27 protein-coding genes and 1 pseudogene are annotated in these 24,733 nt (G+C 58.7%); 17 read left to right on the top strand and 11 right to left on the bottom strand.

The features are described from left to right. A pseudogene (gene tuf / locus MHN28_RS02760) lies at window positions 1–365 on the top strand (elongation factor Tu); the annotation flags it as partial. Between the two features lie 76 nt (window positions 366–441). Here tuf and MHN28_RS02765 read toward each other — a convergent pair. Beyond that, window positions 442–1,776 carry a surface lipoprotein assembly modifier gene (locus tag MHN28_RS02765; RefSeq protein ID WP_239335715.1) on the bottom strand — a complete coding sequence of 445 codons (1,335 nt, stop codon included), beginning with the start codon at window positions 1,774–1,776 and terminating at the stop codon, window positions 442–444. Window positions 1,777–1,884: 108 nt separating this feature from the next. Here MHN28_RS02765 and MHN28_RS02770 point away from each other — a divergent pair, with 108 nt between their 5' ends. Continuing rightward, entirely contained in the window at window positions 1,885–2,787 is a 903-nt protein-coding gene (locus MHN28_RS02770) for a transferrin-binding protein-like solute binding protein (RefSeq protein WP_239335717.1), read from the top strand. Window positions 2,788–3,012: 225 nt separating this feature from the next. Beyond that, on the top strand, window positions 3,013–4,353 hold the full coding sequence (locus tag MHN28_RS02775; RefSeq protein WP_239335719.1) for a tetratricopeptide repeat protein: 1,341 nt from the start codon (window positions 3,013–3,015) through the stop codon (window positions 4,351–4,353). 47 nt (window positions 4,354–4,400) lie between these two features. Here MHN28_RS02775 and rpe read toward each other — a convergent pair whose 3' ends face one another. Further along, window positions 4,401–5,087, bottom strand: coding sequence for a ribulose-phosphate 3-epimerase (gene rpe, locus MHN28_RS02780; RefSeq protein WP_239335721.1), 687 nt, complete (start codon window positions 5,085–5,087; stop codon window positions 4,401–4,403). A 165-nt stretch (window positions 5,088–5,252) separates the two neighbouring features. Here rpe and phnC point away from each other — a divergent pair, with 165 nt between their 5' ends. From phnC to MHN28_RS02805, 5 genes are all read left to right on the top strand, one after another. Further along, window positions 5,253–6,074: a phosphonate ABC transporter ATP-binding protein gene (gene phnC / locus MHN28_RS02785; protein ID WP_239335723.1), complete on the top strand. Its 822-nt coding sequence runs from the start codon at window positions 5,253–5,255 to the stop codon at window positions 6,072–6,074. A 65-nt stretch (window positions 6,075–6,139) separates the two neighbouring features. Then, window positions 6,140–7,042 (top strand): phosphonate ABC transporter substrate-binding protein, encoded by a 903-nt coding sequence (phnD, locus tag MHN28_RS02790; protein WP_239335725.1) that lies wholly within the window; start codon window positions 6,140–6,142, stop codon window positions 7,040–7,042. Window positions 7,043–7,108: 66 nt separating this feature from the next. Further along, window positions 7,109–7,990 carry a phosphonate ABC transporter, permease protein PhnE gene (gene phnE / locus MHN28_RS02795; protein ID WP_239335727.1) on the top strand — a complete coding sequence of 294 codons (882 nt, stop codon included), beginning with the start codon at window positions 7,109–7,111 and terminating at the stop codon, window positions 7,988–7,990. Continuing rightward, entirely contained in the window at window positions 7,987–9,354 is a 1,368-nt protein-coding gene (gene phnE, locus MHN28_RS02800; protein ID WP_239335730.1) for a phosphonate ABC transporter, permease protein PhnE, read from the top strand. The genes phnE (MHN28_RS02795) and phnE (MHN28_RS02800) overlap by 4 nt, the downstream gene beginning before the upstream one ends. Before the next feature lie 23 nt (window positions 9,355–9,377). Continuing rightward, window positions 9,378–9,998: a chloramphenicol acetyltransferase gene (locus MHN28_RS02805; RefSeq protein WP_239335731.1), complete on the top strand. Its 621-nt coding sequence runs from the start codon at window positions 9,378–9,380 to the stop codon at window positions 9,996–9,998. 155 nt (window positions 9,999–10,153) lie between these two features. Here MHN28_RS02805 and phnF read toward each other — a convergent pair whose 3' ends face one another. Further along, window positions 10,154–10,864: a phosphonate metabolism transcriptional regulator PhnF gene (phnF, locus tag MHN28_RS02810; RefSeq protein ID WP_239335733.1), complete on the bottom strand. Its 711-nt coding sequence runs from the start codon at window positions 10,862–10,864 to the stop codon at window positions 10,154–10,156. Window positions 10,865–10,967: 103 nt separating this feature from the next. Between phnF and phnG the strand changes: the two genes are divergently transcribed. Genes phnG through MHN28_RS02850 form a run of 8 tightly spaced genes read left to right on the top strand, consistent with a single transcriptional unit; the run spans window position 10,968 to window position 16,233 of the window. Then, window positions 10,968–11,426: a phosphonate C-P lyase system protein PhnG gene (phnG, locus tag MHN28_RS02815; RefSeq protein WP_239335735.1), complete on the top strand. Its 459-nt coding sequence runs from the start codon at window positions 10,968–10,970 to the stop codon at window positions 11,424–11,426. Then, the gene (gene phnH, locus MHN28_RS02820; RefSeq protein WP_239335737.1) at window positions 11,426–12,001 is read left to right on the top strand and encodes a phosphonate C-P lyase system protein PhnH; all 576 of its coding nucleotides are present in this window, start codon (window positions 11,426–11,428) and stop codon (window positions 11,999–12,001) included. Before phnG ends, phnH begins: the two co-directional genes overlap by 1 nt. A gap of 3 nt (window positions 12,002–12,004) precedes the next feature. Beyond that, the gene (locus MHN28_RS02825; RefSeq protein WP_239335739.1) at window positions 12,005–13,096 is read left to right on the top strand and encodes a carbon-phosphorus lyase complex subunit PhnI; all 1,092 of its coding nucleotides are present in this window, start codon (window positions 12,005–12,007) and stop codon (window positions 13,094–13,096) included. After that, a complete protein-coding gene (locus MHN28_RS02830; protein WP_239335740.1) occupies window positions 13,093–13,362 on the top strand; it encodes a hypothetical protein in 270 nt (89 codons plus the stop codon). Before MHN28_RS02825 ends, MHN28_RS02830 begins: the two co-directional genes overlap by 4 nt. Then, the gene (locus MHN28_RS02835; protein ID WP_255731966.1) at window positions 13,355–14,215 is read left to right on the top strand and encodes an alpha-D-ribose 1-methylphosphonate 5-phosphate C-P-lyase PhnJ; all 861 of its coding nucleotides are present in this window, start codon (window positions 13,355–13,357) and stop codon (window positions 14,213–14,215) included. Before MHN28_RS02830 ends, MHN28_RS02835 begins: the two co-directional genes overlap by 8 nt. Beyond that, complete coding sequence (gene phnK / locus MHN28_RS02840) at window positions 14,212–14,982, top strand: phosphonate C-P lyase system protein PhnK (RefSeq protein ID WP_239335741.1); 771 nt, start codon at window positions 14,212–14,214, stop codon at window positions 14,980–14,982. The genes MHN28_RS02835 and phnK overlap by 4 nt, the downstream gene beginning before the upstream one ends. 22 nt (window positions 14,983–15,004) lie before the next feature. Further along, window positions 15,005–15,688 (top strand): phosphonate C-P lyase system protein PhnL, encoded by a 684-nt coding sequence (gene phnL, locus MHN28_RS02845; protein WP_239335742.1) that lies wholly within the window; start codon window positions 15,005–15,007, stop codon window positions 15,686–15,688. Further along, a complete protein-coding gene (locus MHN28_RS02850) occupies window positions 15,685–16,233 on the top strand; it encodes an AAA family ATPase (RefSeq protein ID WP_239335743.1) in 549 nt (182 codons plus the stop codon). The genes phnL and MHN28_RS02850 overlap by 4 nt, the downstream gene beginning before the upstream one ends. Here the strand turns inward: MHN28_RS02850 and MHN28_RS02855 are convergent. Next, window positions 16,215–16,898, bottom strand: a complete 684-nt coding sequence (locus MHN28_RS02855; protein ID WP_239335744.1) for a DUF1045 domain-containing protein — start codon at window positions 16,896–16,898, stop codon at window positions 16,215–16,217. The genes MHN28_RS02850 and MHN28_RS02855 overlap by 19 nt on opposite strands. A 52-nt stretch (window positions 16,899–16,950) precedes the next feature. Between MHN28_RS02855 and MHN28_RS02860 the strand changes: the two genes are divergently transcribed. Then, window positions 16,951–18,090, top strand: coding sequence for an alpha-D-ribose 1-methylphosphonate 5-triphosphate diphosphatase (locus tag MHN28_RS02860; RefSeq protein ID WP_239335745.1), 1,140 nt, complete (start codon window positions 16,951–16,953; stop codon window positions 18,088–18,090). Here MHN28_RS02860 and MHN28_RS02865 read toward each other — a convergent pair whose 3' ends face one another. Genes MHN28_RS02865 through MHN28_RS02895 form a run of 7 tightly spaced genes read right to left on the bottom strand, consistent with a single transcriptional unit; the run spans window position 18,091 to window position 24,585 of the window. Beyond that, window positions 18,091–18,567 (bottom strand): class I SAM-dependent methyltransferase, encoded by a 477-nt coding sequence (locus MHN28_RS02865; protein ID WP_239335746.1) that lies wholly within the window; start codon window positions 18,565–18,567, stop codon window positions 18,091–18,093. It abuts the gene before it with no gap. A gap of 14 nt (window positions 18,568–18,581) precedes the next feature. Next, entirely contained in the window at window positions 18,582–19,334 is a 753-nt protein-coding gene (locus MHN28_RS02870; protein ID WP_239335748.1) for a polysaccharide deacetylase family protein, read from the bottom strand. Beyond that, window positions 19,331–20,473 carry a glycosyltransferase family protein gene (locus MHN28_RS02875; protein WP_239335750.1) on the bottom strand — a complete coding sequence of 381 codons (1,143 nt, stop codon included), beginning with the start codon at window positions 20,471–20,473 and terminating at the stop codon, window positions 19,331–19,333. The genes MHN28_RS02870 and MHN28_RS02875 overlap by 4 nt, the downstream gene beginning before the upstream one ends. Continuing rightward, entirely contained in the window at window positions 20,470–21,054 is a 585-nt protein-coding gene (locus tag MHN28_RS02880) for a histidine phosphatase family protein (RefSeq protein WP_239335752.1), read from the bottom strand. The genes MHN28_RS02875 and MHN28_RS02880 overlap by 4 nt, the downstream gene beginning before the upstream one ends. Further along, a complete protein-coding gene (locus MHN28_RS02885) occupies window positions 21,051–22,127 on the bottom strand; it encodes a glycosyltransferase family 4 protein (RefSeq protein WP_239335754.1) in 1,077 nt (358 codons plus the stop codon). Before MHN28_RS02885 ends, MHN28_RS02880 begins: the two co-directional genes overlap by 4 nt. Beyond that, window positions 22,127–23,374 (bottom strand): glycosyltransferase family 4 protein, encoded by a 1,248-nt coding sequence (locus MHN28_RS02890; RefSeq protein WP_239335755.1) that lies wholly within the window; start codon window positions 23,372–23,374, stop codon window positions 22,127–22,129. The genes MHN28_RS02885 and MHN28_RS02890 overlap by 1 nt, the downstream gene beginning before the upstream one ends. Then, window positions 23,371–24,585, bottom strand: coding sequence for a glycosyltransferase family protein (locus MHN28_RS02895; RefSeq protein ID WP_239335757.1), 1,215 nt, complete (start codon window positions 24,583–24,585; stop codon window positions 23,371–23,373). Before MHN28_RS02895 ends, MHN28_RS02890 begins: the two co-directional genes overlap by 4 nt. Window positions 24,586–24,733: the final 148 nt, after the last annotated feature.

Here is a 24,733-nt window from a genome sequence, read left to right on the forward strand (position 1 = left end):
ACATCGGCGCGCTGCTGCGCGGTATCGACCGTGACGGCGTTGAGCGTGGCCAGGTTCTGTGCAAGCCGGGTTCGGTTACACCGCACACCAAGTTCGAAGCCGAAGCCTACATCCTGACCAAGGAAGAGGGCGGCCGTCACACGCCGTTCTTCGCGAACTACCGTCCGCAGTTCTACTTCCGTACGACTGACGTGACCGGCACCGTGACCCTGGCCGAAGGCACCGAGATGGTTATGCCTGGCGACAACGTCGGCTTCACCGTCGAGCTGATCGCACCGATCGCCATGGAAGACGGCCTGCGTTTCGCCATCCGCGAAGGCGGCCGCACCGTCGGCGCCGGCGTCGTCTCGAAAATCATCGAGTAATTCGCGCAAGCGATTACCAGAAGAAAGGGCGCCCATCGCGGCGCCCTTTTCCGTATCCAGAAAGAGATCTTTGAATCTAAAAACGACGCTCGATGCCCAGTTCGAATTCAGACTCTTTAAAACTGAAAGCATCTATCCCTGATTTGGTCCGCCGATAGGCTAATAGAAGAAATGGAGAAAAGCCGTTTCCGAAAAAGAGATCATTTTTTTCGACGCGTAGTGATCCGCCAAATGTTTTTTCATTCGGATTCCCGGTAAACAATGCGCTTGGGGTCTTGAACCTTTTTTGTTCGGCAAAGACAGAGGGTCGAAGTGTGAACCCGCCCTGAACGTCGACTTGCCCAAAGATTGTAAAACGTTGGCGGATAAAATTTTCGAGATTATCCTCGACGGATTTATCTTGGAATAGGAAACTGGCGCCAACTAAGCCTTTGCCGCCAAGAGATCTGCGTACTCCGATTTCTGCGCCAATTTCGTCGCCGTCCAGCGAACTTGATGTAGGATTGTGTAAACGCGTACCGCTAAGAATCGCAAAGAATGACGCACCCCTTTGGTTCCGCCTTTCAATGGCGGCCTGAAGAGCGATACGGTTCTCAAATACGTTTCCGCCCAGAAGGCGGGTCGAGACTAAGGGGCCAATTGAAGCTGTCGTATTCTGCGTGAGCATCCGAAGTCCAAATCGGGTGCCAAGGATGTAGTCGTCATAGCTCGATGCCCGCGCCTCGGTAACATCGAAAGACAGCGAGGCGAATGCGACCGTGTCGGCCCCAAGCAACTTCCATTTGACGGGCTTACGGAAATTGGCCGAGCCTGTAGCGCGCAGACCGATTTCAGACGACTTTTCCCGATTAAAGCTGAAAGGCAGATTACCGTTTGGAAAGTCTAGGATAATTTCGTCTGTGTCGTATTCCCTTTGGTCGCCGACATTCGCTACACCGATGCTGAAATCCCAGTCGAACCCGCGACGTGCATCGATTTCGCGGATCAATCCAAGAACCTTGTTACGGACGGAATCCGGCAGATCACCTGAAAGAGCTGTAAAGAACTCATTTCGGGCCCGGTTCCATTGGCGAGAGAGGTAATAGGCAAGGCCAAGCTCCAGCCGGACCCTGACGAGATTGGGATTGTCCGCCAGGATTGAGGAGAACTTTGTGATCGCTGCGTCCGTGTTCCCCCGTTGCAAGTCCTGAAGCCCGCTGAGAAAGACACGCTCGATTTGCTCGGCTTCAGCGATTGAAGCGGAACCTTGGGAGATTTGCGTCTGTGCGCTGGCACTGGTTACGTTCAAAGTGATCGTGGCTATGGCGGCAATCAGGAAAAGAGTTCGAAGCAAAACGAGGGCCAGTTTTTGAAACACGATAGAATTTGTGCTTATTCGGAGTTCTTTCGATTGAACAGATACCAGCAGCATCGACTGCGTTCTGTGTCGAAAAAGACACGCAAAGATTGTATTTAATAATTTCCTTGTACCTTCTTCGTGTGAAATTAATCTGCACTAAAAGCCAGTGTCGGAGGGGTTATGACGGCCAAATTTAGTTTTGTTGTAATTGCGTTGTTTTCTGGAATTTCATTAAGCGCTTGTGGTAGTGTCAGTGGTGGTTTTGACAGTGGCGGTAGCGACGGTGGTGCGCCAAACACCGGTGGTGCTCCGATCCCGGCGATTGTGCTGCCAGATAACGGGACATTGGAACTGCAAGGGACGGCGGTAACGACGGCCTTCACGAATAATGCCGGTAGAATTACCGTTGGTACGGTCAACGCCCCAGCGGCGTCGACACTACAGATGACTACGGAAAGTGGCGAAATAGTTGCGGCGACTTTCCGGGCTCCTGCTTCGGTTGCTTCCTTTGACACTCGCGGGGACGATACGCGCAATGGAGACGTAGCTGTTGCGTTCAATTCGTCGGGAAACGGAGAAAACGGATATCTGATCGATCCATCCGAGTCACGGTTTGAGCACCAGACATTTGGTTTTTGGATCGAAGGCCGCGGGAATACAACGGGTACTGCCGGTGCAGGGTCTTTCGGGAACAGGACGCCATCGCAGGATGTTCCCGTCGGCCGAGACGCGTCTTTTCAAGGGGCCAGTGCCGGATTGGCGGTTCTTTCGGATGGCACTCTCCATCAGACCACATCAACTGTTTTGGTTTCGACAGATTTTGAGACGGCAACAATCTTAAGCTCGGGGACCGAAATCAGAAGCCTTGTCAATGGCGCGGAAAGAAGCGCTCCAGAGCTGAATTTCTCTGGTTCAGGAAATGTTTCGGGTAACACGTTTAATGCCAACGTGTCAGGCACTGGTAACAATGGTACGGCGGACGGTGTCTTTTATGGCCCCAATGCGACTGAAGTCGGCGGTACGTTCCGAACAACTGGAGCCGGCGGCGCTACATATATCGGAGCATTCGGCGCGGATCGCTAAGTCCAGTTTTAGCCGAGACCTACGTACAACTTGAACCCAGCCCCACGGAGAATTTGGTGGGGTTGGTGATCCAGCGTCGCTAAAACTGCGGTTTTCACTTCGGCTGCCTGACCATCCGCTTTTGCCGTGACGTCCTTTGCTGGTCACCTGAGGCGGCCTCTTTCTTATCACAATTGTAAGTATTCTGTTCGCGGACATTGAGATTTCGGTAGCATGATACAGTCGTTGACCAATTTGACCGGGGCTTTTCTGGCGTCATTGATCGCGTTCGCTGGGGTTGGGTTCGCTAAGCCACTGCTGACGAACTCTCAAGAGACATATGCCTCCGCCTGTCTTGATCAGAGTGACACGCCAGATCGCATCATCGAAATCTGTCAGCGTGGGTTAGGTGGCGTTGGTGCGTCTGACCGGCAGCGTATTGAGATGTTGGACAAGCTGGCATGGACCTATTTCGATCTTGATGAGCTGGATCGAGCCGACGACACATTTGCCGAAATTCTGGCCATCAATCCCAACGCCGAGCATGGGCTGCAGGGGCGGGCTTGGGTTCAATACAATCGTGACGATTATGCAGCCGCGACCGAGTTGTTTCGACAAGCCGTATCGCGCAAACCCAATGCGAATAATCTGGCCGGACTGGCGGCCAGCGCGCGCCGGTTGGGCGAGATGGATTTTGCGGAATTCGAACAAACGATGCAAACCGCGCTGGCCCTGAACCCTGAATACACTTGGGCTATGCGGGAACTGGCATGGGTTCTTGTGGACCATCAACGGCAGGACGAGGCGTTGGAACTGTTCAGAACGGTTGGCGATTTGGATCCATATGACCCCTATGCGGAATACGGCATCGCCATTCTTTTGTCCGAGCAGAACGATTGGGCGGCCTCGTTTAACCATGTAAGCCGGGCTTTGGAGTTGAAACCGGGCTTTGTGGCCGCGTTGTCTCGCCGGTCTCTTATCCTGTTGATGCTGGATCGCCCCAAACAGGCGTTAAAAGATGCCGAAGCGGTGATTGCGGCCAAGCCCAACGATGCGGACGGGTATGTTCGAAAGGCGCGTGCCCTTTCCGACCTGGGCCAAAGATCACAGGCGCACGACGTTCTGGAAGAGGCTGAAAACCGGGCGGGGCCGGGCAGCTATCTGTTGTATTGGCGGGCAAGCCTACTGGCGGATGACCTCGACTATGAAGCCGCGCTTTTTCACATTCGGCGCAGCGTCGTGCTGGATGACGCTGATCACTTTGACCATCGCCTCCATGCGGAAATCGCGCTTTGGCTGGGAAACACGGCCGAGGCGCGCGAAGCCATCGATCAGGCGCTGGACCTCGACCCGAATGGGGCGTTTGTGCAGTATACCAACGCGCTGGTGATGTTAGGCGAAGGCAGTTTCGATACAGCGGAGGACACGTTCGATACAGCAATCGCCGATGGTCTGTCCGACGATTATCTAGGAGACTTCCTGTCTGCTCTGGTGGCAGAGGGGCGCTTTATTCAGGCGATAAAGATGCGTGCGCGTTACAGTAACCGCGGGGCGGAAACGGAAAGCGACGCGCCAAATTCGAATTAGCGCGCCGCTTTGAAATTCGACACCACAGTTTAGGGTGGAGGGTTCTGTTATAGGGCCGACTCTGCGGCAGCCCGTACAGCTTTGATGTTTTCCCCATAAACGCCTGGGTTCTCGACCGACCCACCTTTGAACACTGCCGATCCTGCAACCAGCACGTCCGCACCAGCGGCTGCCACCAGAGGAGCAGTTTGAGGATCAACGCCGCCGTCAATCTCGATGTGAACCGGGCGGTCTCCGATCATCTCTCGCAGGCGGCGAACTTTATTGGTCATGTCGATGAACTTCTGCCCGCCAAAGCCGGGGTTCACAGTCATGACGCAAACCAGATCGGTGAGGTCCAGCAGTTGTTCAACAGCTTCGGCCGGCGTGCCGGGGTTCAGTGCAACGCCTGCCTTCATTCCCGCCGCGCGGATGGCCTGCAGGGTGCGGTGCGTGTGCGGACCGGCCTCGACATGCGCGGTCAGGACGTCGGCTCCGGCATCCGCATATGCCTGAATGTAGGGATCAACCGGAGTGATCATCAGATGCACGTCCATTACCGTTTTGACATGCGGACGGAACGCTTTGACCGCTGGCGGGCCAAAGGTCAGGTTTGGCACGAAATGGCCGTCCATCACGTCGACATGGACCCAATCAGCCCCCTGGGCTTCGATGGCCTGAATTTCGGCACCGAAATTGGCGAAATCGGCGGACAGGATCGACGGGGCGATCTTGATGCTGCGGTCAAAGCTCATGGTTGGCCTCATTAGGATAGCGTGTTGGCACCGCATATAGCGGCGATAGGTGCTGAAGGGTAGGCCCCTTGGGTCATAGCTGCGTTTACAAAACTTTCACCCAACCGACACAAAGCCGTTGAAACTCATCTGTAGCTGACCGCCAACACGAATTGGGGGTGGCACGTGCTGCGCATAGAGAAACTGACCAAGCGCTTCGGCGACAATGTAGCCGTTGATGCCGCAACGCTGGATGTAGACAAGCCTTGCATGATTGGCATCATCGGACGCTCGGGCGCGGGCAAATCGACCTTGTTGCGGATGATCAACCGCCTGACCGATGCAAGTGACGGCGAGATCCTGTTTGAAGGCCGCGATGTCACCAAACTGAAAGGCCGCGAGGGGCGCGCTTGGCAGGCCGATTGCGCAATGATCTTTCAGCAGTTCAACCTTGTGCCGCGTATGGATGTGGTGTCGAACGTGCTGCATGGCACGCTGAACCGCCACTCGACGCTGGCGACCATGTTCAACCTGTTCCCGATGGAGGACATCCATCGCGCGATTGATATTCTGGATCGTCTGGGCATCGCTGAACATGCGCCCAAACGCGCCGAGGCGCTATCGGGCGGTCAGCAACAGCGTGTTGCGATTGCGCGCGCCCTGATGCAAGACCCCAGCATCATTCTGGCAGACGAACCCATCGCCTCGCTGGACCCGATGAACGCGCAAGTTGTGATGCAGGCGTTGCGCCGCATCCACGAAGAAGACGGCCGTACTGTTATCGCCAACCTGCATACGCTGGACACAGCGCGCCGCTATTGCGACCGCGTGGTCGGTATGCGCGATGGCCGTATCGTATTCGACGGCCTGCCCGAGCAACTGACAACGGGTGTGGCCCGCGAAATTTATGGCGCCGATGCCAGCTTCTCGGAAGAGGCAACGTCGACAGAGATCGACACGCTCGACGCAACCCAGAAGGCGCTGATGGAAGCCGAAGCCACCATCTAAGCCGATTTCACCCCTTTCATCGACCGGCCGATGAAAGGCCGGCGCATCAAACCGGAGAGAGACAGATGAAAAAACTGATTGCTGCCCTGGTGGCCACAACCGCGATGGCCGCGCCGGCCATGGCCCAGGACATCAGCGAATTTCGCATTGGCATTCTGGGTGGCGAAAACGCCCAGGATCGCCTGAACAACAACGAATGCCTGCGCGAATACACCGAAGAAGCGCTGGGCGTTGAAACCAAGCTGTTCGCCCCTGCCGACTATGACGGCGTGATCCAGGGCTTGCTGGGCGGCACCATCGACATGGCCTGGCTGGGCGCATCGAGCTATGCAAAAACCTATCTGAGCGACGCCGATGCGGTCGAGCCGGTTCTGGTTAAAGTCAACACCGATGGCGGCTACGGCTACTACTCGATCGGTTTTGCCCGCAAGGACAGCGGCATCACTTCGCTGGAAGACATGAAGGGCAAGGCCTTCGGCTTTGGCGACCCGAACTCGACCTCCGGCTACCTGATCCCGTCTATCGAAATTCCTGCAGCAACCGGCGCAACCATGGACTCGGGTGTTTACTTCGGCGAAGTGAAATTCACCGGCGGCCACGAGCAGACCATTGTTGCAGTGAACAACGGCGACGTTGACGGGGGTGTAACCTGGGCCGACGGTTTGGGTGATTGGGAAGATGGGTATCAGTCGGGCGCGCTGCGCCGCGCCGTGGATGCCGGTCTGGTTGACATGAACGACATGGTCGAAATCTGGAAATCCAAGCCGATCCCGGAAGGCCCCATCGTTCTGCGCAAAGCTCTGCCATCAGACGTCAAGGAAAAGATGACTGCCCTGATGGCGGGTCTGGCGGAAAAAGACCGCGAGTGCTTCTACGGCGTTGCGGCGGGTGAAGCGAAGGCGTTCGAGCCGATCACCCATGATGCGTATGAAATCATCATCGAAGCGCGCAAGCTGAAGTCCAACTAAGCCTGCATACCCAATGATCGGGGTCCGGTAAAAAGCCGGGCCCCGTTTTCCACTCAGGAGCATTCCATGACAGACCTGACCGCAGGGTCCCCAAGCGTCGCCCAGATCCGGGCCGACTATACCGAAATGACGCGACGCAAGCGGGTCTATGGTGGTATCCTTCTGATCGTATTCGTGGCCCTGATGGCCGCGGGTTTCCGCACTGCTGATGATCGAAACGCCGGTAGTTTCATCGACGGCTGGCACCGCATCTTCGATTATCCGGCTGAGGTCCTGTCCGAAGCATGGGAAAAGATCGACGCGCTGCCCGCCAATCTGGTCAAATTCTTCCCGGCTTTGGTCGAGACCATCAACATCGCCGCCGCGTCGACCCTGATCGGGACCATTGCCGGCACGTTTCTGGCGCTGATGTCAACACGCGGAATGGCGCTGTGGCCGTCGCTTATCCCGCTGTTTCGCCGCATCGCGGATATCTTCCGCGCAATCCCCGAGATCGTGATTGCTCTGGTGCTGATCTTTGTTCTGGGCGGTGGCCCGGTTCCGGCGATGATTGCCATCGCCATTCATACGGCGGGCGCGTTGGGAAAGCTGTTTTCCGAGGTGAACGAGAATGCCTCGTTGAAGCCGGTTGAGGGGCTGCATTCGGTCGGTGCAAACTGGTCGCAGCGGATGTATCTGGGCGTCATTCCGCAGGTCGGTCCGAACTATGTCAGCTATGCGCTGCTGCGGTTTGAAATCAATATTCGCGCCTCGGCCATTCTGGGTTTCGTTGGTGCAGGTGGCCTGGGCTATGAGCTTCGCAACTCGATGTCTTGGGGGCAGGGACGTTACGACGAAGCGGCCGCAATCTTCCTACTGCTGTTCGTCACAATCGTTGTTGTCGATCAGATTTCGGGTCTGCTGCGCGAGCGTCTGACCCACGGTTCCGAAAAAGGGGCGCGGGCATGAGCACCTTCGCCACCGACCTGACAATCGACGAACTGAAGGCCGAGGCTGACCGTCTGTTCAACCGCAAACGGCTGACCAACTTTGGACTGCCCGCACTAGTTCTTGCCTATTTGGTCTATGTGTTCTTTGCCTTTGACGTGCCGGGACTGACGGAGCGGGCGAATTGGGAAAACGGCAAGACGCTGGTTGCTGACAGCTACAGCTACAAGACCCATATTGAACGTGACAACCGGACCGGTGAGGTTTCGGCCGCCATCGAGGGTGAGCGCAAGGGTCGTTACCCCGAAGGGCAGGCTCCGGATTGGGTGAGCCTGGGCGAAACCACGGTCATCGATCTGGAAGACGGCCACATCGTGCGCTTCGGCCCCGAGACCGTAGAATACGATATCCCGGGTTACGGCACGGTCCGTGCGACACCTACTCGCGCAGCGGGGGTTCAGGCTGAACTGCCCGCAGGCGAGGTGCCCGATTGGATCAACGTCTCGAAAAATCGGATGGCAATCACCACGGATGCCGGACGTTTGACAGTGACGCGCAACCGGTCCGAAGTGTTCCGCTATTTCAACGGGTGGGAGCTGTTCTGGTTCACGCTCGACAGCCCGTATTATGGCAAGTCCTTCCCGGAGCTGGCCGGGCTGGCTGCGCAAGGCGAGGCCGGAGCGATTTTCAACGACTTCTGGACCAACAAGATGTGGCGACATCAGGACGTTGCCTGGGCAATCTTTGAAACTATCCTCATGGCCTTCTTGGGAACATTGGGAGCGGGCATGGTTGCGCTGCCGCTGGCCTTCCTTGCCACACGCAACTTTAATCCGCTTAGATCTGTCCGGTTTCTGACGCGTCGCGTGTTTGATTTCGTACGTGGTGTGGATGCGCTGATCTGGACCGTCGTGCTGGCCCGCGCCTTCGGACCCGGACCGTTGACCGGTGCATTGGCCATTCTGGTTACCGATACCGGTACATTCGGAAAAATCTTCTCGGAAGCGTTGGAGAATGTTGACCAAAAGCAGATCGAAGGCGTGCAGTCCACCGGGGCGAATGCGCCACAGAAGTATCGCTTTGGTGTAATCCCGCAGGTGACTCCTGTTTTGCTGAGCCAGTTGCTCTATTTCCTCGAGTCCAACACGCGTAGTGCGACGGTGATCGGTGCGATCACGGGTGGCGGCATCGGTCTGCTGCTGACGCAGGCGATCATTACTCAGAAGGATTGGGAAGAAGTCGCTTATTACATCGTCCTGATCATCCTGATGGTGATGCTGATGGACTGGTTATCGGGGTGGCTGCGGCGGCGGCTCATTCAGGGAGAAACCGGCAAAAAGCATAAGCCCAAGGACGCTAAAGCAAAGTCGTTCCTGCTGCCATGACCATAGTTAAGGACAAACAGACCATGGCACGATTGCGTTCAGACCAGCCGTTCATCCATCCGGAGTGTCAGATCACCGGCAGTTCCTTTGGTGAATTCGTCGAAATCGGCGCAGGGACCCGTGTGGCGAATTCGACATTTGGCGATTACTCCTACTGTGACCGTACCTGTGACATCGCCAATGCGGAAATCGGCAAATTCGCCAACATCGCCAGCTTCACCCGGATCGGCGCAACCGATCATCCAATGGAGAAGGCGTCATTGCATCACTTCCTCTATCGCTCGGCAGATTACTGGGACGATGCAGAAGATGACGCGGAGTGGTTCGAGTACCGTGCCAGCCGCGTAACTCGGATCGGTCACGATACGTGGATCGGTCATGCGGCGATCATCAAGCCCGAAGTGACCATCGGCAACGGCGCGGTCATAGCTTCGGGTGCGGTCGTCACCAAGGATGTCGCGCCTTATAACATCGTAGGTGGTGTCACGGCTGTGCCTATCCGAGGTCGTTATCCGAAAGGCGTTGCCGAGCGTATGATGACTTTGGCCTGGTGGGATTGGGACAATGCCCGCCTGCGCGCGGCGCTGCCGGACTTCCGATCCTTGAACGCGGAAGCGTTTCTGGAAAAGTACGAAACGGCCTGAACCGCTGAGAGGCAAAAACTCCCGCGCCCGCGGCCGCATCGGCTGCGCCGAAGCGGTCTGGCGGCCTTGGGTCCGGCGCCGCGCTTTGCGCGGCGCTATGCCCAACGGGATGAGACCTCCGTCAGGAGGTTGAAGACGGGCGGGAGCGTTACGACCTAATCTTCGTTCAAGGTCAGAGTTACCCGGTCTCCGGCAAAAACAGTCCGTCCGAATTCAACAGGCAACCCATTCGGGTCCGCGTTGATTCCGACAGAGTACAAAACCGGCGCGCCTTCGGGCAGGCGCAGGTGCAGAGCTTGGGTCGCCGTGGCTGCGCGGGCGGTCAGGCGCGTTGAGATACGTGTGTAGTCCGCAATGCCGCATTGCTGCAGAGCTTTGGTCACGGACTGGGTATCTGAAAGGGTTTCGAGAATTTTGGGCAGGCGTGCCGCAGGAAAGACGCTTTGAAACAGGCCGATCGGTTGCCCGTCAGCAAGAGAAAGCCCGTCGTACACATGCACCGGATCACCAGCGGCAATCTGTAACGCTTCGGCCTCGGTTTCGTCCGCTGTGCGTGTGGTCAGAGTCAGGATTTTTTTCCCAGGGATCTTGCCACTGGCTGAAATGCTCTTGTGGTATCGCACCCGCTTACCAATCGCATAGTCAGTTGGCTGTGCGGCCACAAAAACACCCGCGCCGCGGCGTGCATGGACCAGGCCTTGTTCGGCCAGATCCGACAGGGCACGTCGCACAGTGTGGCGGTTGACCCCATGTTTAGCGGCCAGTTGCGCTTCGGTCGGCAGACGATCACCGGTGCTATAGCGGCCTTCGGCAATGTCGGACGTCAGGCTCAACGCGATGCCTTTCCAGACAGGTGTTTTTCTCATGTCATCAAAACTTCACAAGGATGCGGATTGCGAGTCACCGTGGCGGGGTGTAATATTTGTCTAGTTGTATAGATCAAGTAGACAACCCGGCCAAGAGGCTTTGATGGCAGATCAGACAAATATTGCGAATGCGGCGCGGCAGGGCTGGATGGGCCTGTTGGCTCGAGCTCCCGAAGGGGCGCTGATGGCGCTTTGGAGCAAATACGACGCTCGTCCAGACTTTGAGTGGCTGCGCAGCCCCGAAGTCGGTGGCGTGATGGTTCGCGGGCGCACGGGTGGTACCGGCGCACCGTTTAACCTTGGAGAAATGACAGTCACGCGCTGCTCATTGGTGCTGAACGACGGAACAGTCGGGCACGGATATGTGCAAGGTCGCTCCAAGCCCAAGGCCGAAGCGGCAGCGCTGATCGATGCGCTAATGCAGACCTCGGCAGCGGATGCTGTTCGTGCACAGGTGATCTCACCGCTCAAGGATCAGATGGAAAACGCCAAAACGGACCGAGCGGCCAAGGCTGCAGCAACGAAGGTCGAGTTTTTTACCATGGTCAGGGGAGAGGATTGATGAGCACGCGGACCCAGTTCTCGGGTGGATTTCAGAACGCGCCGGTCGATGCTGCCCACGCATTTCGCGCCGCCATGACCGTGATGGCCCGACCGGGCGAGATCCGTCACCTCACCGGTGGCCAGCCGCCAGAACCGCTTTCGGTCGCAGCGGAAACTCTGCTGCTGACACTGTGCGATCCGGACACAAAGGTTCACCTGGCGGGCGCAGCTGATACGGATGCCGTACGCCATTGGCTGACCTTTCACACGGGGGCACCTCTTTCGGCGGCTGCCGACGCAGATTTTGCGGTCGGGACGTGGTCGGAACTTGGGCCATTAAGCACATACCGTATCGGGACGGCGGAATACCCGGACCGGTCAGCAACCCTGATAGTTGAATGTGACGACCTGCAACAGGCGGGAGCTGTATTGCGCGGCCCGGGCATCAAAGACACGGCGCGTCTGAACTTGCCGGACGTTGCGGCGCTGCAGGCCAACGCGGCTTTGTATCCGTTGGGGTGTGACTTCTTTCTCACGTGCGGTGACAGGGTTGCGGCCTTGCCGCGCAGCACGCAGATCAGTTTGGAGGTCTGAGCGATGTATGTAGCAGTCAAAGGTGGTGAAAAGGCCATCGAAAACGCGCATGCCTGGTTGGCCGAGGAGCGGCGTGGGTCGACCGATATCGCCGAGCTGAGCATCGCGCAAATCCGTGAGCAACTCAGCCTGGCGGTGAACCGAGTTATGGCCGAAGGGTCCTTGTATGACCCCGATCTGGCTGCACTCGCGATCAAACAGGCACGGGGCGATCTGATTGAGGCGATCTTTCTGATCCGGGCCTATCGGACCACGCTGCCGAGGTTCGGGTGTTCGAATCCGGTTGAGACCGGAGAGATGGCTTGTGATCGTCGTATCTCGGCCACGTTCAAAGACGCGCCGGGCGGTCAGGTTCTTGGACCAACCTTCGACTACACCCACCGGTTGCTGGACTTCAAACTGGCAGCTGAGGGTGAGGTTTCGGCAGCGCCCGAGGGTCAACCCCGTACCGAAGCAACGCCGCATATCACCGAGTTCCTGAAGGGCGAGGGCATCATTCAGGATGAACCTGCCAGCGACGCCACACCGGGCGACCTGACGCGTGAACCGATGGAGTTTCCGGCAAACCGCCCGCTGCGTCTGCAATCCCTGACCCGTGGCGATGAGGGGTTCGTGCTGGGCATGGCTTACTCGACCCAGCGCGGATATGCCCGCAACCACGCTTTTGTCGGTGAACTCCGGATCGGCAAGGTCGCAGTCGAGATGGACATCCCCGAACTGGGCTTTGCCATCGAGATCGGCGAGGTCGAACTGACCGAATGCGAAACGGTGAACCAGTTCAAGGGCTCCAAAACCGAACCGCCGCAGTTCACGCGCGGTTACGGTTTGGTCTTTGGGCAGTCAGAACGCAAGTCCATTGCCATGGCGCTGGTAGACCGGGCGCTACGCTGGGAGGAACTGGGCGAGGACAATCTGGGCGCGCCTGCGCAGGACGAAGAGTTTGTTCTCAGCCACTCAGACAACATTCAGGCCACCGGGTTCCTCGAACATATCAAGCTGCCGCATTACGTGGATTTCCAGTCCGAGCTGGAACTGGTTCGCAAATTGCGCCGCGAGGCTGAGGAACGGATTACGCCGAAGGAGGCCGCGGAATGACCCTATTTTCCCCGTCGCTCGGCACGATGCCGCCGAGCAGGGTCCCAATTGCCGCCCTGAACACCATCACATTCGCGGTGGACTGTTTTGTCCGTTGCGCCAATCGAACTCCATTCGTTCGCTCGGTCGCGTTTCACAGCCCGTCGTCGACGTTGAGAGTGGCGGGTGTGCCAAATCAAGTAGGCCAAAACGACAAAAAAGAACGAACTTATTGCAATAACGTCCACAAAAACACCAATAAACAAAGCGATACATCAAATGAATGAGTATAACTTCGCATATTTGGACGAACAAACCAAGCGGATGATCCGCCGCGCCATTCTCAAAGGTCTGGCGGTGCCCGGCTATCAGGTGCCTTTCGCAAGCCGCGAAATGCCGATGCCTTATGGCTGGGGCACGGGTGGGGTGCAGGTCTCGGCCGCTACCCTGACGCCTGAGGATACGTTCAAGGTGATTGATCAGGGTGCGGACGATACCACCAACGCCGTATCGATCCGTAAGTTCTTTGAAAACACCGCTGGCGTCGAAACCACGGAAGAGACCGAGAAGGCAACGGTCATCCAGACGCGCCACCGTATCCCCGAGGCAAAGCTGCGCGAGGATCAGATCATCGTGTACCAGGTGCCGATCCCTGAACCGCTGCGCTTTCTGGAACCGCGCGAGACCGAAACGCGCAAGATGCACAGTCTCGAGGAATATGGTTTGATGCATGTGAAGCTGTATGAGGATATCAGCCAGCACGGGGCGATCTCGACCGCTTATGCCTATCCGGTGAAGGTGTCGGACCGCTATGTCATGGACCCGTCGCCGATCCCGAAATTCGACAACCTGAAGCTTGAGATGGACGCGATCCAACTGTTTGGTGCAGGGCGCGAGCAGCGGATTTACGCGGTACCCCCACATACCAAGGTCGTGAGCCTTGATTTCGAGGACTACCCGTTCGAGGCGACCAAGGCCAATCATCCCTGCGATCTGTGCGGGGCCGAAGACAGCTATCTGGACGAGGTAATCATGGATGACGCGGGAAACCGGATGTTTGTCTGCTCGGATACCGATTATTGCCGGTCGCGCCGCGAGGTGGGCCATGTAGGCCGATTGGCTAAGGAGGACGCGGCATGACCCCCCTGTTGCAGGTCAAAGGCATCGAGAAACGCTATGGCGCGCGGATCGGCTGCACGGATGTAAGTTTCGATCTCTATCCCGGCGAAGTGATGGGGATCGTGGGTGAAAGCGGCTCGGGCAAATCCACCTTGCTGAATTGTATGGCCGGGCATCTGGAGCCTGACGCGGGGCAGGTAATCTTTGACACCCGTGCCGATGGACCGGTGGATACGGTTACAATGTCCGAGCCCGGACGCCGAATGCTGAGCCGAACGGATTGGGCCTTTGTGCACCAGCATGCCCGTGACGGTTTGCGGATGTCCGTCAGCGCTGGCGGCAATATCGGCGAACGCCTGATGGCCGTCGGTGACCGCCACTACGGCGCCATCCGGGACCGCGCTATCGACTGGCTGGGCCGGGTCGAGATCGACGTGACCCGCGTGGATGACCGCCCAACAGCCTTTTCTGGCGGGATGCAGCAGCGATTGCAGATTGCGCGCAATCTGGTGACGGGCCCGCGGTTGGTGTTCATGGACGAACCGACCGGAGGGCTGGATGTTTCGGTACAGGCGCGTTTGTTGGACCTGCTGCGCGGGCTGGTTCGTGAGATGGGGTTGAGCGCCATCATCGTCACCCATGATCTGGCCGTGGTGCGTCTGCTGGCTGACCGGCTGATGGTGATGAAGGGCGGTCATGTGGTCGAGGCCGGCCTGACCGATCAGGTTCTGGACGATCCGCAACATGCCTATACGCAACTCCTGGTCTCCAGCGTGTTGCAGGTTTGAGTATTTGGGAAAAGATGAAGCGATGATTGAGCTTATAGACGTCAGCAAGACTTTTACCCTGCACAATCAGGGCGGTGCCGTGATTCCGGTGATGGAACGAGCCACGCTGAAAGTTTTGCCTGGCGAATGTGTTGCCCTGACAGGGGCTTCAGGGGCGGGGAAATCCACGCTGATGCGGGTGATCTACGGGAATTACCTGGCCGCCTCGGGGCAGGTTCTGGTCGGTGGGCTGGATGTTGCGCAGGCTGAACCGCGCGAAGTTCTTGCACTAAGGCGCGAGACACTTGGCTACGTCAGCCAGTTCCTGCGCGTTGTACCCCGCGTTCCGACCCTCGAGGTGGTGGCCGAACCTTTGCTGGCCATCGGGTGTGATAAACAGGTTGCGTTGGACAAGGCTGCGGGGCTGCTGGCCAGGTTGAACATTCCAAAGCGTCTGTGGACCCTCAGCCCAACCACTTTCTCAGGGGGTGAACAGCAGCGGGTCAATATCGCGCGTGGCTTTGCGCATGAATACCCTGCGATGCTGTTGGATGAACCCACGGCGTCTTTGGACGCACAGAACCGCGAAACGGTGCTGTCCCTGATCGAAGAGGCCAAGGCGCGGGGCGCGGCGATCGTCGGGATTTTCCATGACGTCGGAGCGCGTGACCGTGTGTGTGACCGCGAGATCAACGTCTCGGACTTCACCCCCGGTATGGCCGCATGAGCCTTGCCCCGGTCATAGCGGTCGTTGGACCATCTGGTGTTGGTAAGGACAGCGTGATGGAGGCGCTGGCCGCGCGTGCGTCGGGGATATCTCTTGTTCGTCGGGTGATCACTCGCCCCGAGGGTGAAGAGGGCGAGGATTTTGACCGGGTCTCGGCCGAAATCTTCGAGCAGATGGTGCTGGATGGCGCGTTTGCGCTGCACTGGCCAGCGCACGGATTGCAGTACGGTGTCCCGAAAGAAATCGCAGAGCAACGGCAACAGGCCGATGCCCTGTTGGTCAACCTGTCCCGGTCGATGCTGCTGCGGGCGCAGGAGGTTTTTGGTGATCTGATCGTGATCTCTCTGACCGCTGTCCCCGAGGTGCTGGCGCAGCGCCTGTCCGCGCGCGGACGGGAAAGCGCAAGTGATCAGGTGCGCCGTTTGGGACGGGCCGGTATTCCTTTGCCGGAGGGGTTGAACCGTGTGATCGAGGTCGACAATTCAGGGCCGCTGGACGTCACGATAGACAACATCCTCGCACGGCTTCAGCCGGAAAGGGCGTAACGATGGATCAGGTGAAACCGGCCATCTTTGGCTTCGCCCATCAGAGCCAGATCCTTGATCTGAAACGGGACGGGCAGCAGTGGGACCAACCGGTCTTCCAAAGTCGCCTGAACGTTTCTCAATGTGGGCTTGTCCAGCTTACCGCTGAGCGTGATGTGAAAGCGAAATGTTTCCATCACGTAAGGGTATCCCCACCGAATAAGATTGGCGTCCTGTTCAGGGGTCAGGCCGGACGCGCGCCGACGCGCCAGTTCAGCCTCGGGCGCAGGGGCGCGAAAACTGTCCAGTTCACGAACACAGGCCGCCGCCAGATCGCTCAGCCCGTCAGTATTGCCTGTCGGCCGCAGCGCCAGAAATCGACCCAGCCGGGCAATCTCAACCCCATCCAGAGTCACCGCAGGTCGAGATCCGGCCAATCGTTTGCACGCGTCTTTCAGGTCTTCCAGCGACTGCCCGTCGTTGAGACGAAACGGCGGCTTCATCGTCGCATGCAGCCCATATTTTCGCGGAACTTCGGTCACGGCCGAAACGTCCACGCCGTCAACGATCGGATGCGTAACCTCGTTCCCGGATTCAATGTCCCAACCCAGCCATTGGGTCGCAAATATCGTCCATTCGGCCTCGGCCGGTGGCGCAAAATAGATCGCGTATCGCGTGAATGTCACATTGGCCTCCTATGCGTGGCCTTCCCAATAGCTCAAATGTTGTGAAATTCAGATGACAGAAGAAATGATACTTGCCAATGCCACACTTGTTCTTCCGGATGAGACGGTGACAGGCAGCATTCGGATTGTGGGTGATACCATTGCTGAGGTCGCAACCGGCGCGACGGTTCCGGCAGGCGCAACGGATTGCGAGGGCGATTACATCTGTCCTGGTCTGGTTGAGCTGCACACCGACAATCTGGAGCGGCACATTCAGCCGCGTCCCAAGGTTGACTGGCCGCACGCCCCCGCGATCCTGGCCCATGACGCGGAACTGGCAAGCACGGGGATCACCACCGTGTTTGATGCAATGCGGATCGGTTCGATCCCATCAGGCAACCGGTACAAGAAGTACGCTCGGGGCCTGTCGCAAGAGCTTTGGGACCTGCGCGAGCAGGATGCATTGAAGATCAGTCATTTTCTGCACCTGCGCGCCGAGGTGTGCTCGGAAACGCTGGTGGATGAACTGGATGAATTTGGTCCCGAGGACCGGGTGGGTCTTGTTTCGCTGATGGACCACACACCCGGCCAGCGCCAGTTCCGCGACATGACGCAGCTTGAAGCCTATATGAAGGGCAAGCACGCGATGAACGACGATGACTTCCTGCAACATGTGGCGCAGCTCAAGGCGTTGCGGGACCGGTTCGGTGACAGGCACGAAATCGAAACCGTAAAGGCCGCAAATCGTTTCGGCGCAATGCTCGCCAGCCATGATGACACGACCGAGGGGCAGGTCCGCGTGTCGGCGGGGCACGGCATCACCTTGGCCGAGTTTCCTACGACGGTTGAGGCTGCACGCGCCTGCCATGATCACGGTATCAAGGTGATGATGGGTGCGCCGAACGTGATCCGGGGTGGATCCCATTCCGGCAATGTTGCTGCGCGGGAACTGGCCGAGCTTGGTCACCTCGACATCCTGTCTTCGGATTACGTTCCCGCCGCCCTGCTGCTGTCCGCTGCGCGCCTGGGCGAGATGTGGGGCGATTTCGCCCGCGGCCTGAAGACCGTGACAAAGACACCTGCCGAGGCTGTTGGATTGGAAGACCGGGGTGAACTACGAGCAGGCGCGCGCGCCGACGTTATCCGGTTTCGCATGCGCGAGGGTGCACCTGCACTCAACGGCGTCTGGTCACGCGGGCGGCGTGTGGCCTGATCAGGCCCTGTAGAACAGATAGCGGTCCGGAGCGATGGTGTCCGGGCCGCTAATCTGCTCAAAGCCAACCAGAGGCTGGCCTGAGATCAGCAGCCCCCCGGGCAGCACCACTTGCGCGATAAGAGGGCTGAGGCGCGCTGCTTCGGCAACATCCTCCTCCTTGACGCCACGCCCGAAATCGTAATGCGCCATGGCGACAGCCGGCCCACCCTCAGCCAGTTTCTGCAGCATCGGCTCGGCCTCGCCCTGCAGAAAGTCCTCTGCCGGAGGCGTACTGGACGGATGACATTGCAGCACGCGGTCCATCACCCAGATTCTTCGGTTCGGCAGGATTTCCCGCAGATGGTCGTAAGTGCGGCCGTTTCCAAGGCCCATGTCCAGCACATCGCCATCCATGTCGGCAATCTGATCAACTGCCCAGTTCAGACCGTCGCGTTGGGCGGTCAGGCGGCGCAGCATGGAATCCAGTCGGCTCATTCAGGTCTCCGTATTCAATCGCGGGCTACAGACCAGACGTACCCCGGGCCTTCCAGAAGCCGGTGCAGCAGGTCATGAGAAAAGGCCCAGATGTCCTCATCATGAACCAGATGGTGGGTCAAGACACCAAAGGGTTCCGCGTTGTCCGCGCGCCCTTCACGGCGGTCGCGCAGCAATTGCGCCGTTTTGGCGATCAGCGTCTCGGGTGCGGCCAGTCCGCGGGTTCCGCGCCAGTCGATCGGATCCAGGTGCGTGTTGATCTGTTCCAGCGCCGGAGCGGCCTGTGGGCTTGTTCTTGGCGTCGCTGTCGACAGGATACGATACCCTGCGGCAGGCAACTCGTTTACCACTTCAGGCGCTATGCGGTTCCAGGGCGGTACGAACATGGGGCACAGCTGATCTGCGAACAGCGTGCGCATGCGCAAAGCTCCGGAACGGGCGTTTTGGATGATTTCGGGCAAAGGTCGATGCAGGCGAAACTCGGACTTCTTCTCGCCTTTTGGCGCGTGGTTCTTATGTGCCCATCCGTGAACAACAGGGATCAGGTTCGACCGGGCGGACACGTAATCGACAAGCCCGATTTCGACATCGCGTGGAATGACGGCCAGATGTACTGGTACGCCCAGCTTATCCGACATTGCCGACAGGCGATCCAGTTGCGGCGTTGATGAAATCGCATCATCGTCGCGCCACCAAAGCGGCAGCGTCAGCCCCTGCTGTTGCCAGATTGCAAGCTCGGCAGTCAACGGGCTCCAGTCTGCAGTCATGTGCGCTGCTCCCAAAGCCTTTTTGCAATCTGAACCGATTGCGCGGCACCGTCGAAACCATGGGTGGAAACCGGGCGCGGGCCTGACTCGATAACTTGGCTGACGGACTGAAACAGGGCTTCCCCGTCCAGGGATTTACTTGGCAGCACGCCTATGGCGGGTAGCTCCGATAAGGTTTGGCCGCGCAGGCTTTGCTCGATTTCCTTGCCGTCATCAAACGGGATGAAAACAGCGGGTGTCCCGGTTTGCAGAATGTCCAACGCAGTGTTGTAGCCGCACATACTGACCGAGGCCGCCGCATGAGGTAGCATCTGCCGGAAATCGGGGCGTACGGGTTCCACTATGACGGGGACGTCTCCCGCCAGTTGCGCCAGTTGTTCAATACGCGCCCGTGCGTTCTGCCCGCCCACCAACAGGCGCCAGCGCCTGTTGGGCATCTTTCGAGCGGCCTCGATGGCCGCGCGAAAGATCGGCTGGCCTACCGATCCACCCCCGGCGCTGACCAGTACTTCGTCTTTGCCGATCGCGTCTGTGTGTGGGGTTGGGGCGGGCGGAGCCACGAAACCCGTATAAAACAGGCGATTTTCCAGTTGTGCGGACACCGGCCAACTGATGTTTAGGGGCACGACGTTCTGGTCCGAATGTACAAGGACGCCGTCGTAATGCTCCAAGACAATTTCCTCGGCCCGCTCGGCCTTCGAGGGTTTGGACGGCGGTGCCAGAATGTCCCGGATCGATCCCAGAATGACCGGGCGCGGGTTCATCTTCCGGGCTTTCTCCAATGCGGCCGTGAATTCAGCGGCCAGTGACCGTCGACCGAATGGATAAAGCTCTGTGATCAGAACGTCTGGCGCAAAGGTGCCAATAGCCTCGACCAAAGCGGTTTTTCGCGCTTCGAAATAGTCGGGATCGGCGACAGATCCTTCCTGAGTTAACAAGCGGGTGAAGTCCGTACCATCTGAACGTAAAGGCGGCAGTCCCAACACTGTCAGTCCGGTGCTGTCTAATTGCGGGGCAGGCATTCCGCCGGACACAATGAAGGTTCTGTGACCATCCTGAACAAAGGCTCGGCCCAAGGTCAAAGCGCGGCTGAGATGCCCGGTGCCCAGCAAATGGGTCACAACGATCATAACCTTCATTCAGATGCCTCCTGTCTAAGCAGGCGGATCGGCTCTGGCTGAGGGTCGGAGCTATTTAGGTCGATGACATAAAGGCGGTTTCGTTTGATCTTAAAGGGTGCAGGGCCTTCAAAATTCCAACCCCACGCCCCGGCTAATATCACGCGCATGATACCAATGTGGCAAACGGCCACCGTGTCACCCTGCAACCCCTCCAGCCAAGGCTGCAACCGTGCCCGGACTTCTGCAGGGCTTTCGCCGTTCGGCGGGCGGTAATCCCAACCCCAGTCTTCAATATGGAGGTATCCGCTGTCTGCGTCGGCAATCAGGTCGACACCCCGTTTACCTTCCCAATCGCCCCAGTTCATTTCGGTCAGCGCTTCGGAAACGCTGGGTTCTCGCCCTACCACCAAGCGAGCTGTCTCGCTCGCGCGTTGCAGTGGGCTGGACCAGAGGGCCGCTGCTTCCCACGGTTCGGGCAGTTGATAACCTGCCAGTTCCGTTCGGGCGTCGTCATCCAATGGAATGTCGCTGCGTCCCTGAATGCGGCCCGCACGGTTCCAATGCGTGTGACCATGGCGCAGAAGGGCAAGCTGGCTCATGATGTGGTCTCCGTCAAAGGTCGGGCCGCCTGCCAGAACCGGTCGGTTGCCGCGGGCATCAGGTGGCGTTCGGACATACGTTTCCGGGCCTCGTTGCCCAACGCACGGCGTGTTGCGATATCTTTGAGCAGCACCTGTATTCTGGTGGCAAGCCCTTCCGCTCCGGCATCGACGGACGGATACTCAGCAGGTGCCAAAACGTCTCGTACGCCCGGTCTGTCCTGCGCAACGACAGGTACGCCATTGGCCTGAGCTTCCAGATAGACCATGCCATACGCTTCGTTGACGCCGGGCCAGACAAAAAGAGAGGCAGTGGCGTAGGCTGCTTGCAGGGTTTCGCGGTCCAACTGGCCAAGAAACCGGACTTTAGACCCGAAAGGCGCCATCAGGTCTTCGACTTTGGACCGGGCAGGGCCGTCGCCCGCAATATTCAAGACCCAATCGCCGGAAAGTCGCGCCAGTGCCTGTGCAAGCAGTTTGTAGGAGGCAAATTTGTCACCGTGCCGCATCATCCCAACAGTCAACATTGGCCCTTCGCAGGTTGACGCAAGCGGCAGTTTAGCCATCGGAAGGAACGGTGGCAGTTCGACCAAACTCTGATCGCCGAATTTTTCGCGCTCCAAAGTAATCAGGTCGTTGGCAGTGTGGTAATAGATGACCTGCGCGGCGTCGCAAGCGTTGTGTGCGGCCCTCGCGAAATCGGCCCACGGGCCGTGCAAACGACTGGTCGCGCGAGTGCTTTCCAATTGAACGTAGGGAATGTTCCGCTCGGCGCACACCTTGGGACCCAGAAGGTCGGGCGCTTTGTAATAGTTGTGGTACGTCACCCACAAGGCCGTGTCTGTGGGCAAAGCGGCAAGTACGCGCTGCGCCTCAGACTCGGCTTCGGCCCGAAGATTGGATTGAACCTGTGCATCGCCTGCTTTGTCGTAGATGCGCAGCCGGGACACCAGATCCACCTGGTCCCCCTGCGCGGCAATTGCCTGCATCAGATTGCGCGCCATTTCTCTGTCGCCCGAAGGCACCGGACTGTCCGGTGATTTCATCGGAGAGTAAAAGGCGACGCGGGCCATCAGCCTCTGTCCGCGCCCAGCGCACTCAGGCGTTTGGACAAAAGAGCAATGCCGGGGTCCATGCGGAACTCGGCAATCAGGCGGTCATAGGCAGCCGCCGCCATCGCGGCCGTGCGTTCAGGATCGGTCGCCATTTCCGTGATAGCGTCAGCAAGCGCCGCCGGGCTGTCATCCGACAAAAGCCCATGTACGCCCGTGTCGATGAATTCGGGGATGGCGGACACCGGGGTCGATAAAATGGGCAACAGCTGAGACGCGGCCTCCATCAAGACATTCGGCAAACCGTCCCGGTCCCCGTCAGCTGCGATCCGGCTCGGAAGCACGAACAGATCAGACTGGCGCATTGCCTCGATAACTTCGGGTTGATCGCACGCCCCTTTCCAGGTGATCTGATGCGATATCCCGGCGGCTTCGGCCTTGTTGCGCAGCGCATCGCCAAGCCCACCGCCGCCAATATGCGTCCAGTGCCAGTCCAGCGTTTCCGGCAGCATGGCAAAAGCATCAATCAGGCGGTCGAATCCCTTTTTTTCGACAAGGCGGCCAACCGAAACCATGTGAAACGGTCCCTCAGGTTTCCGGGCCTCTCGGATTGGGGGAGCAGGGAAGCGGTTCAGATCCAGACCGTGGTAGATCAGGTCGACCCGCGCCGGGTCGTCGGCCAGACTGCGCAGGTGTTTGGCACCGATGGCGGTGCAGGTCGCGCCGAAGGCCGCGCCGTGGGTGCTGGCTTGCAGTTTTTCCGCCTTTTCCCAGTCGGGCGAGGTCCAGATGTCCTTGGCATGTGCGGCAAAGCTCCAGGGCAGGCCGCGCATGATGGCCGCGTATCGCGCGACCGAGGATGGGGTATGCATGAAATGCGCGTACATGACCCGGGTTTCCGCTGGCAATTCGGCGGCCAATACGCAGGCCTGCCCAAACCGCCGGATTCGGTTATGCGTCGGATCACGGCGCAGATCCGCGCGCCAGACCTTATAGGCCTCGGCGTATCCGGGCAGGGTTTGCGCAACGCGACGCCCGGCCCAGACGCGCTCAGGTTCCTCATACAGGTATTCGGGCAGATAGTGCACGTTCCCGTTGAAACGGTCATGCAGCGGGTGGCGCTTGACATCCGTTGGGTGGCGCAGCGACCAGATGTCAAAGTTGTGCCCCGCGTCCTGCAAGGCGACCAGTTCCTGCGCGATGAACGTCTCGGAAAGGCGCGGCCACCCTTTGACCAGCACCGCGAGCTTAGGTTTTTCAGAAGTCATCCGGTGGCCCGTTCCCGTTCCCCACCAAGCAGCGCGTCAACGCGGCTTGTTACATAGTCCAGGCCGTCCAGCAGGCCTTCGCGGATTGCCTGAGATGGCAATGGCTGATGGGGCAGATCGCGGATGGCCTGTATCATGGCGTCGGCAGTCAGCCCGTCGCGGTTTTCGTCCAGCATCCGAACAAGCCCCAGATCCTCGGCACGGGACGCCCGAATCCATTGCTCTAAACGCGGGGTCGTGCGCGGAACGATGACGGCACGTTTGTCGAACGACAGGACCTCGCAAAAGGTGTTGTACCCGCCCATGCAGACTACCCCCGCCGCGCCTGCAAACAGCGTTTCGATTTGGGATTCGAAACCGACTGCTGTGACCCGTCCATTCAGTGCGGCAACACGCGTCTCAAATTCTTCGCGCAGTTCACCGGCCAGAAAAGGGCCGTACACAAGTACGGCGCGCGGCGACAAGGTTGGGTCTTTCTCATAGGCGGACAAGACCTGATTGACCATGGCTTTGCCGTCGCCGCCGCCACCGGGCGTAATCAGGATGTAAGGTTGTTCCGGCGGTTCGCCGATCGGCCCCAGATCGCGCCGCAGATAGCCGGTCCAATGGATGCGCGACTGCGCGGCCGGGCTGAGCGGTAGACCTTGGGTGGGATCATAGATCGAGCGCAGCCCGTAGACCCAGATTTCGTCATAGTAGCGCTCGGTTGCCTCGATGGCCTCTTTCCGCTCCCACTCGGCGGCCAGAACCTCGGGCTCGTCCAGAACGTCGCGCAGGCCAAGAACCAGTTTGGTGCGAGGGGACTGTAACAGGCTTTCCAAAGTGGGCAGAAGCTCGCTCCGAAAACCGGTTGGTTCCTTGTCGACGATCAACACGTCGGGGTCGAACTGTTGCACCGCCGTCTGGATCAGACCCGCGCGCAGTTCGGTCACTTCCTCAATGCCCATTCCGATCGTCTGTGAGGCATAGGACCCATCGGCGCGCTTTGTCACACCCGGCAAGCGCACGTGGTCCACACGACGCGGAAAGGTGAACCGTCCGGCCACGGGTGATCCGGTCAGGATCAGTGCAGAGGCCGACGGGTCAGCCTGAGTGATCGCCCCGGCCAACGCACGGGAACGACGCAAGTGGCCCAACCCGAACGTGTCGTGGCTGTAGAACAGAATGCGCGGCGCACGGCCGGTTATTTCTTTTTGTATTCCTAGGCTCATGCCTTCGCCCGTTTCAGTGTTTTGGTGCAACTCCGCGCGCTTGCACCAGTATCGTATATTTTTTCCAACCGCTTGCAAAATCACCGGTGTGACCAGTCATTCCCGGCTTTCATTGCGAATTGGTGACATTTTACCAGCCCGGTTCGAG

Origin of the sequence: Ruegeria sp. Ofav3-42 (assembly GCF_022347725.1) — a bacterium.
Lineage (GTDB): Bacteria > Pseudomonadota > Alphaproteobacteria > Rhodobacterales > Rhodobacteraceae > Ruegeria.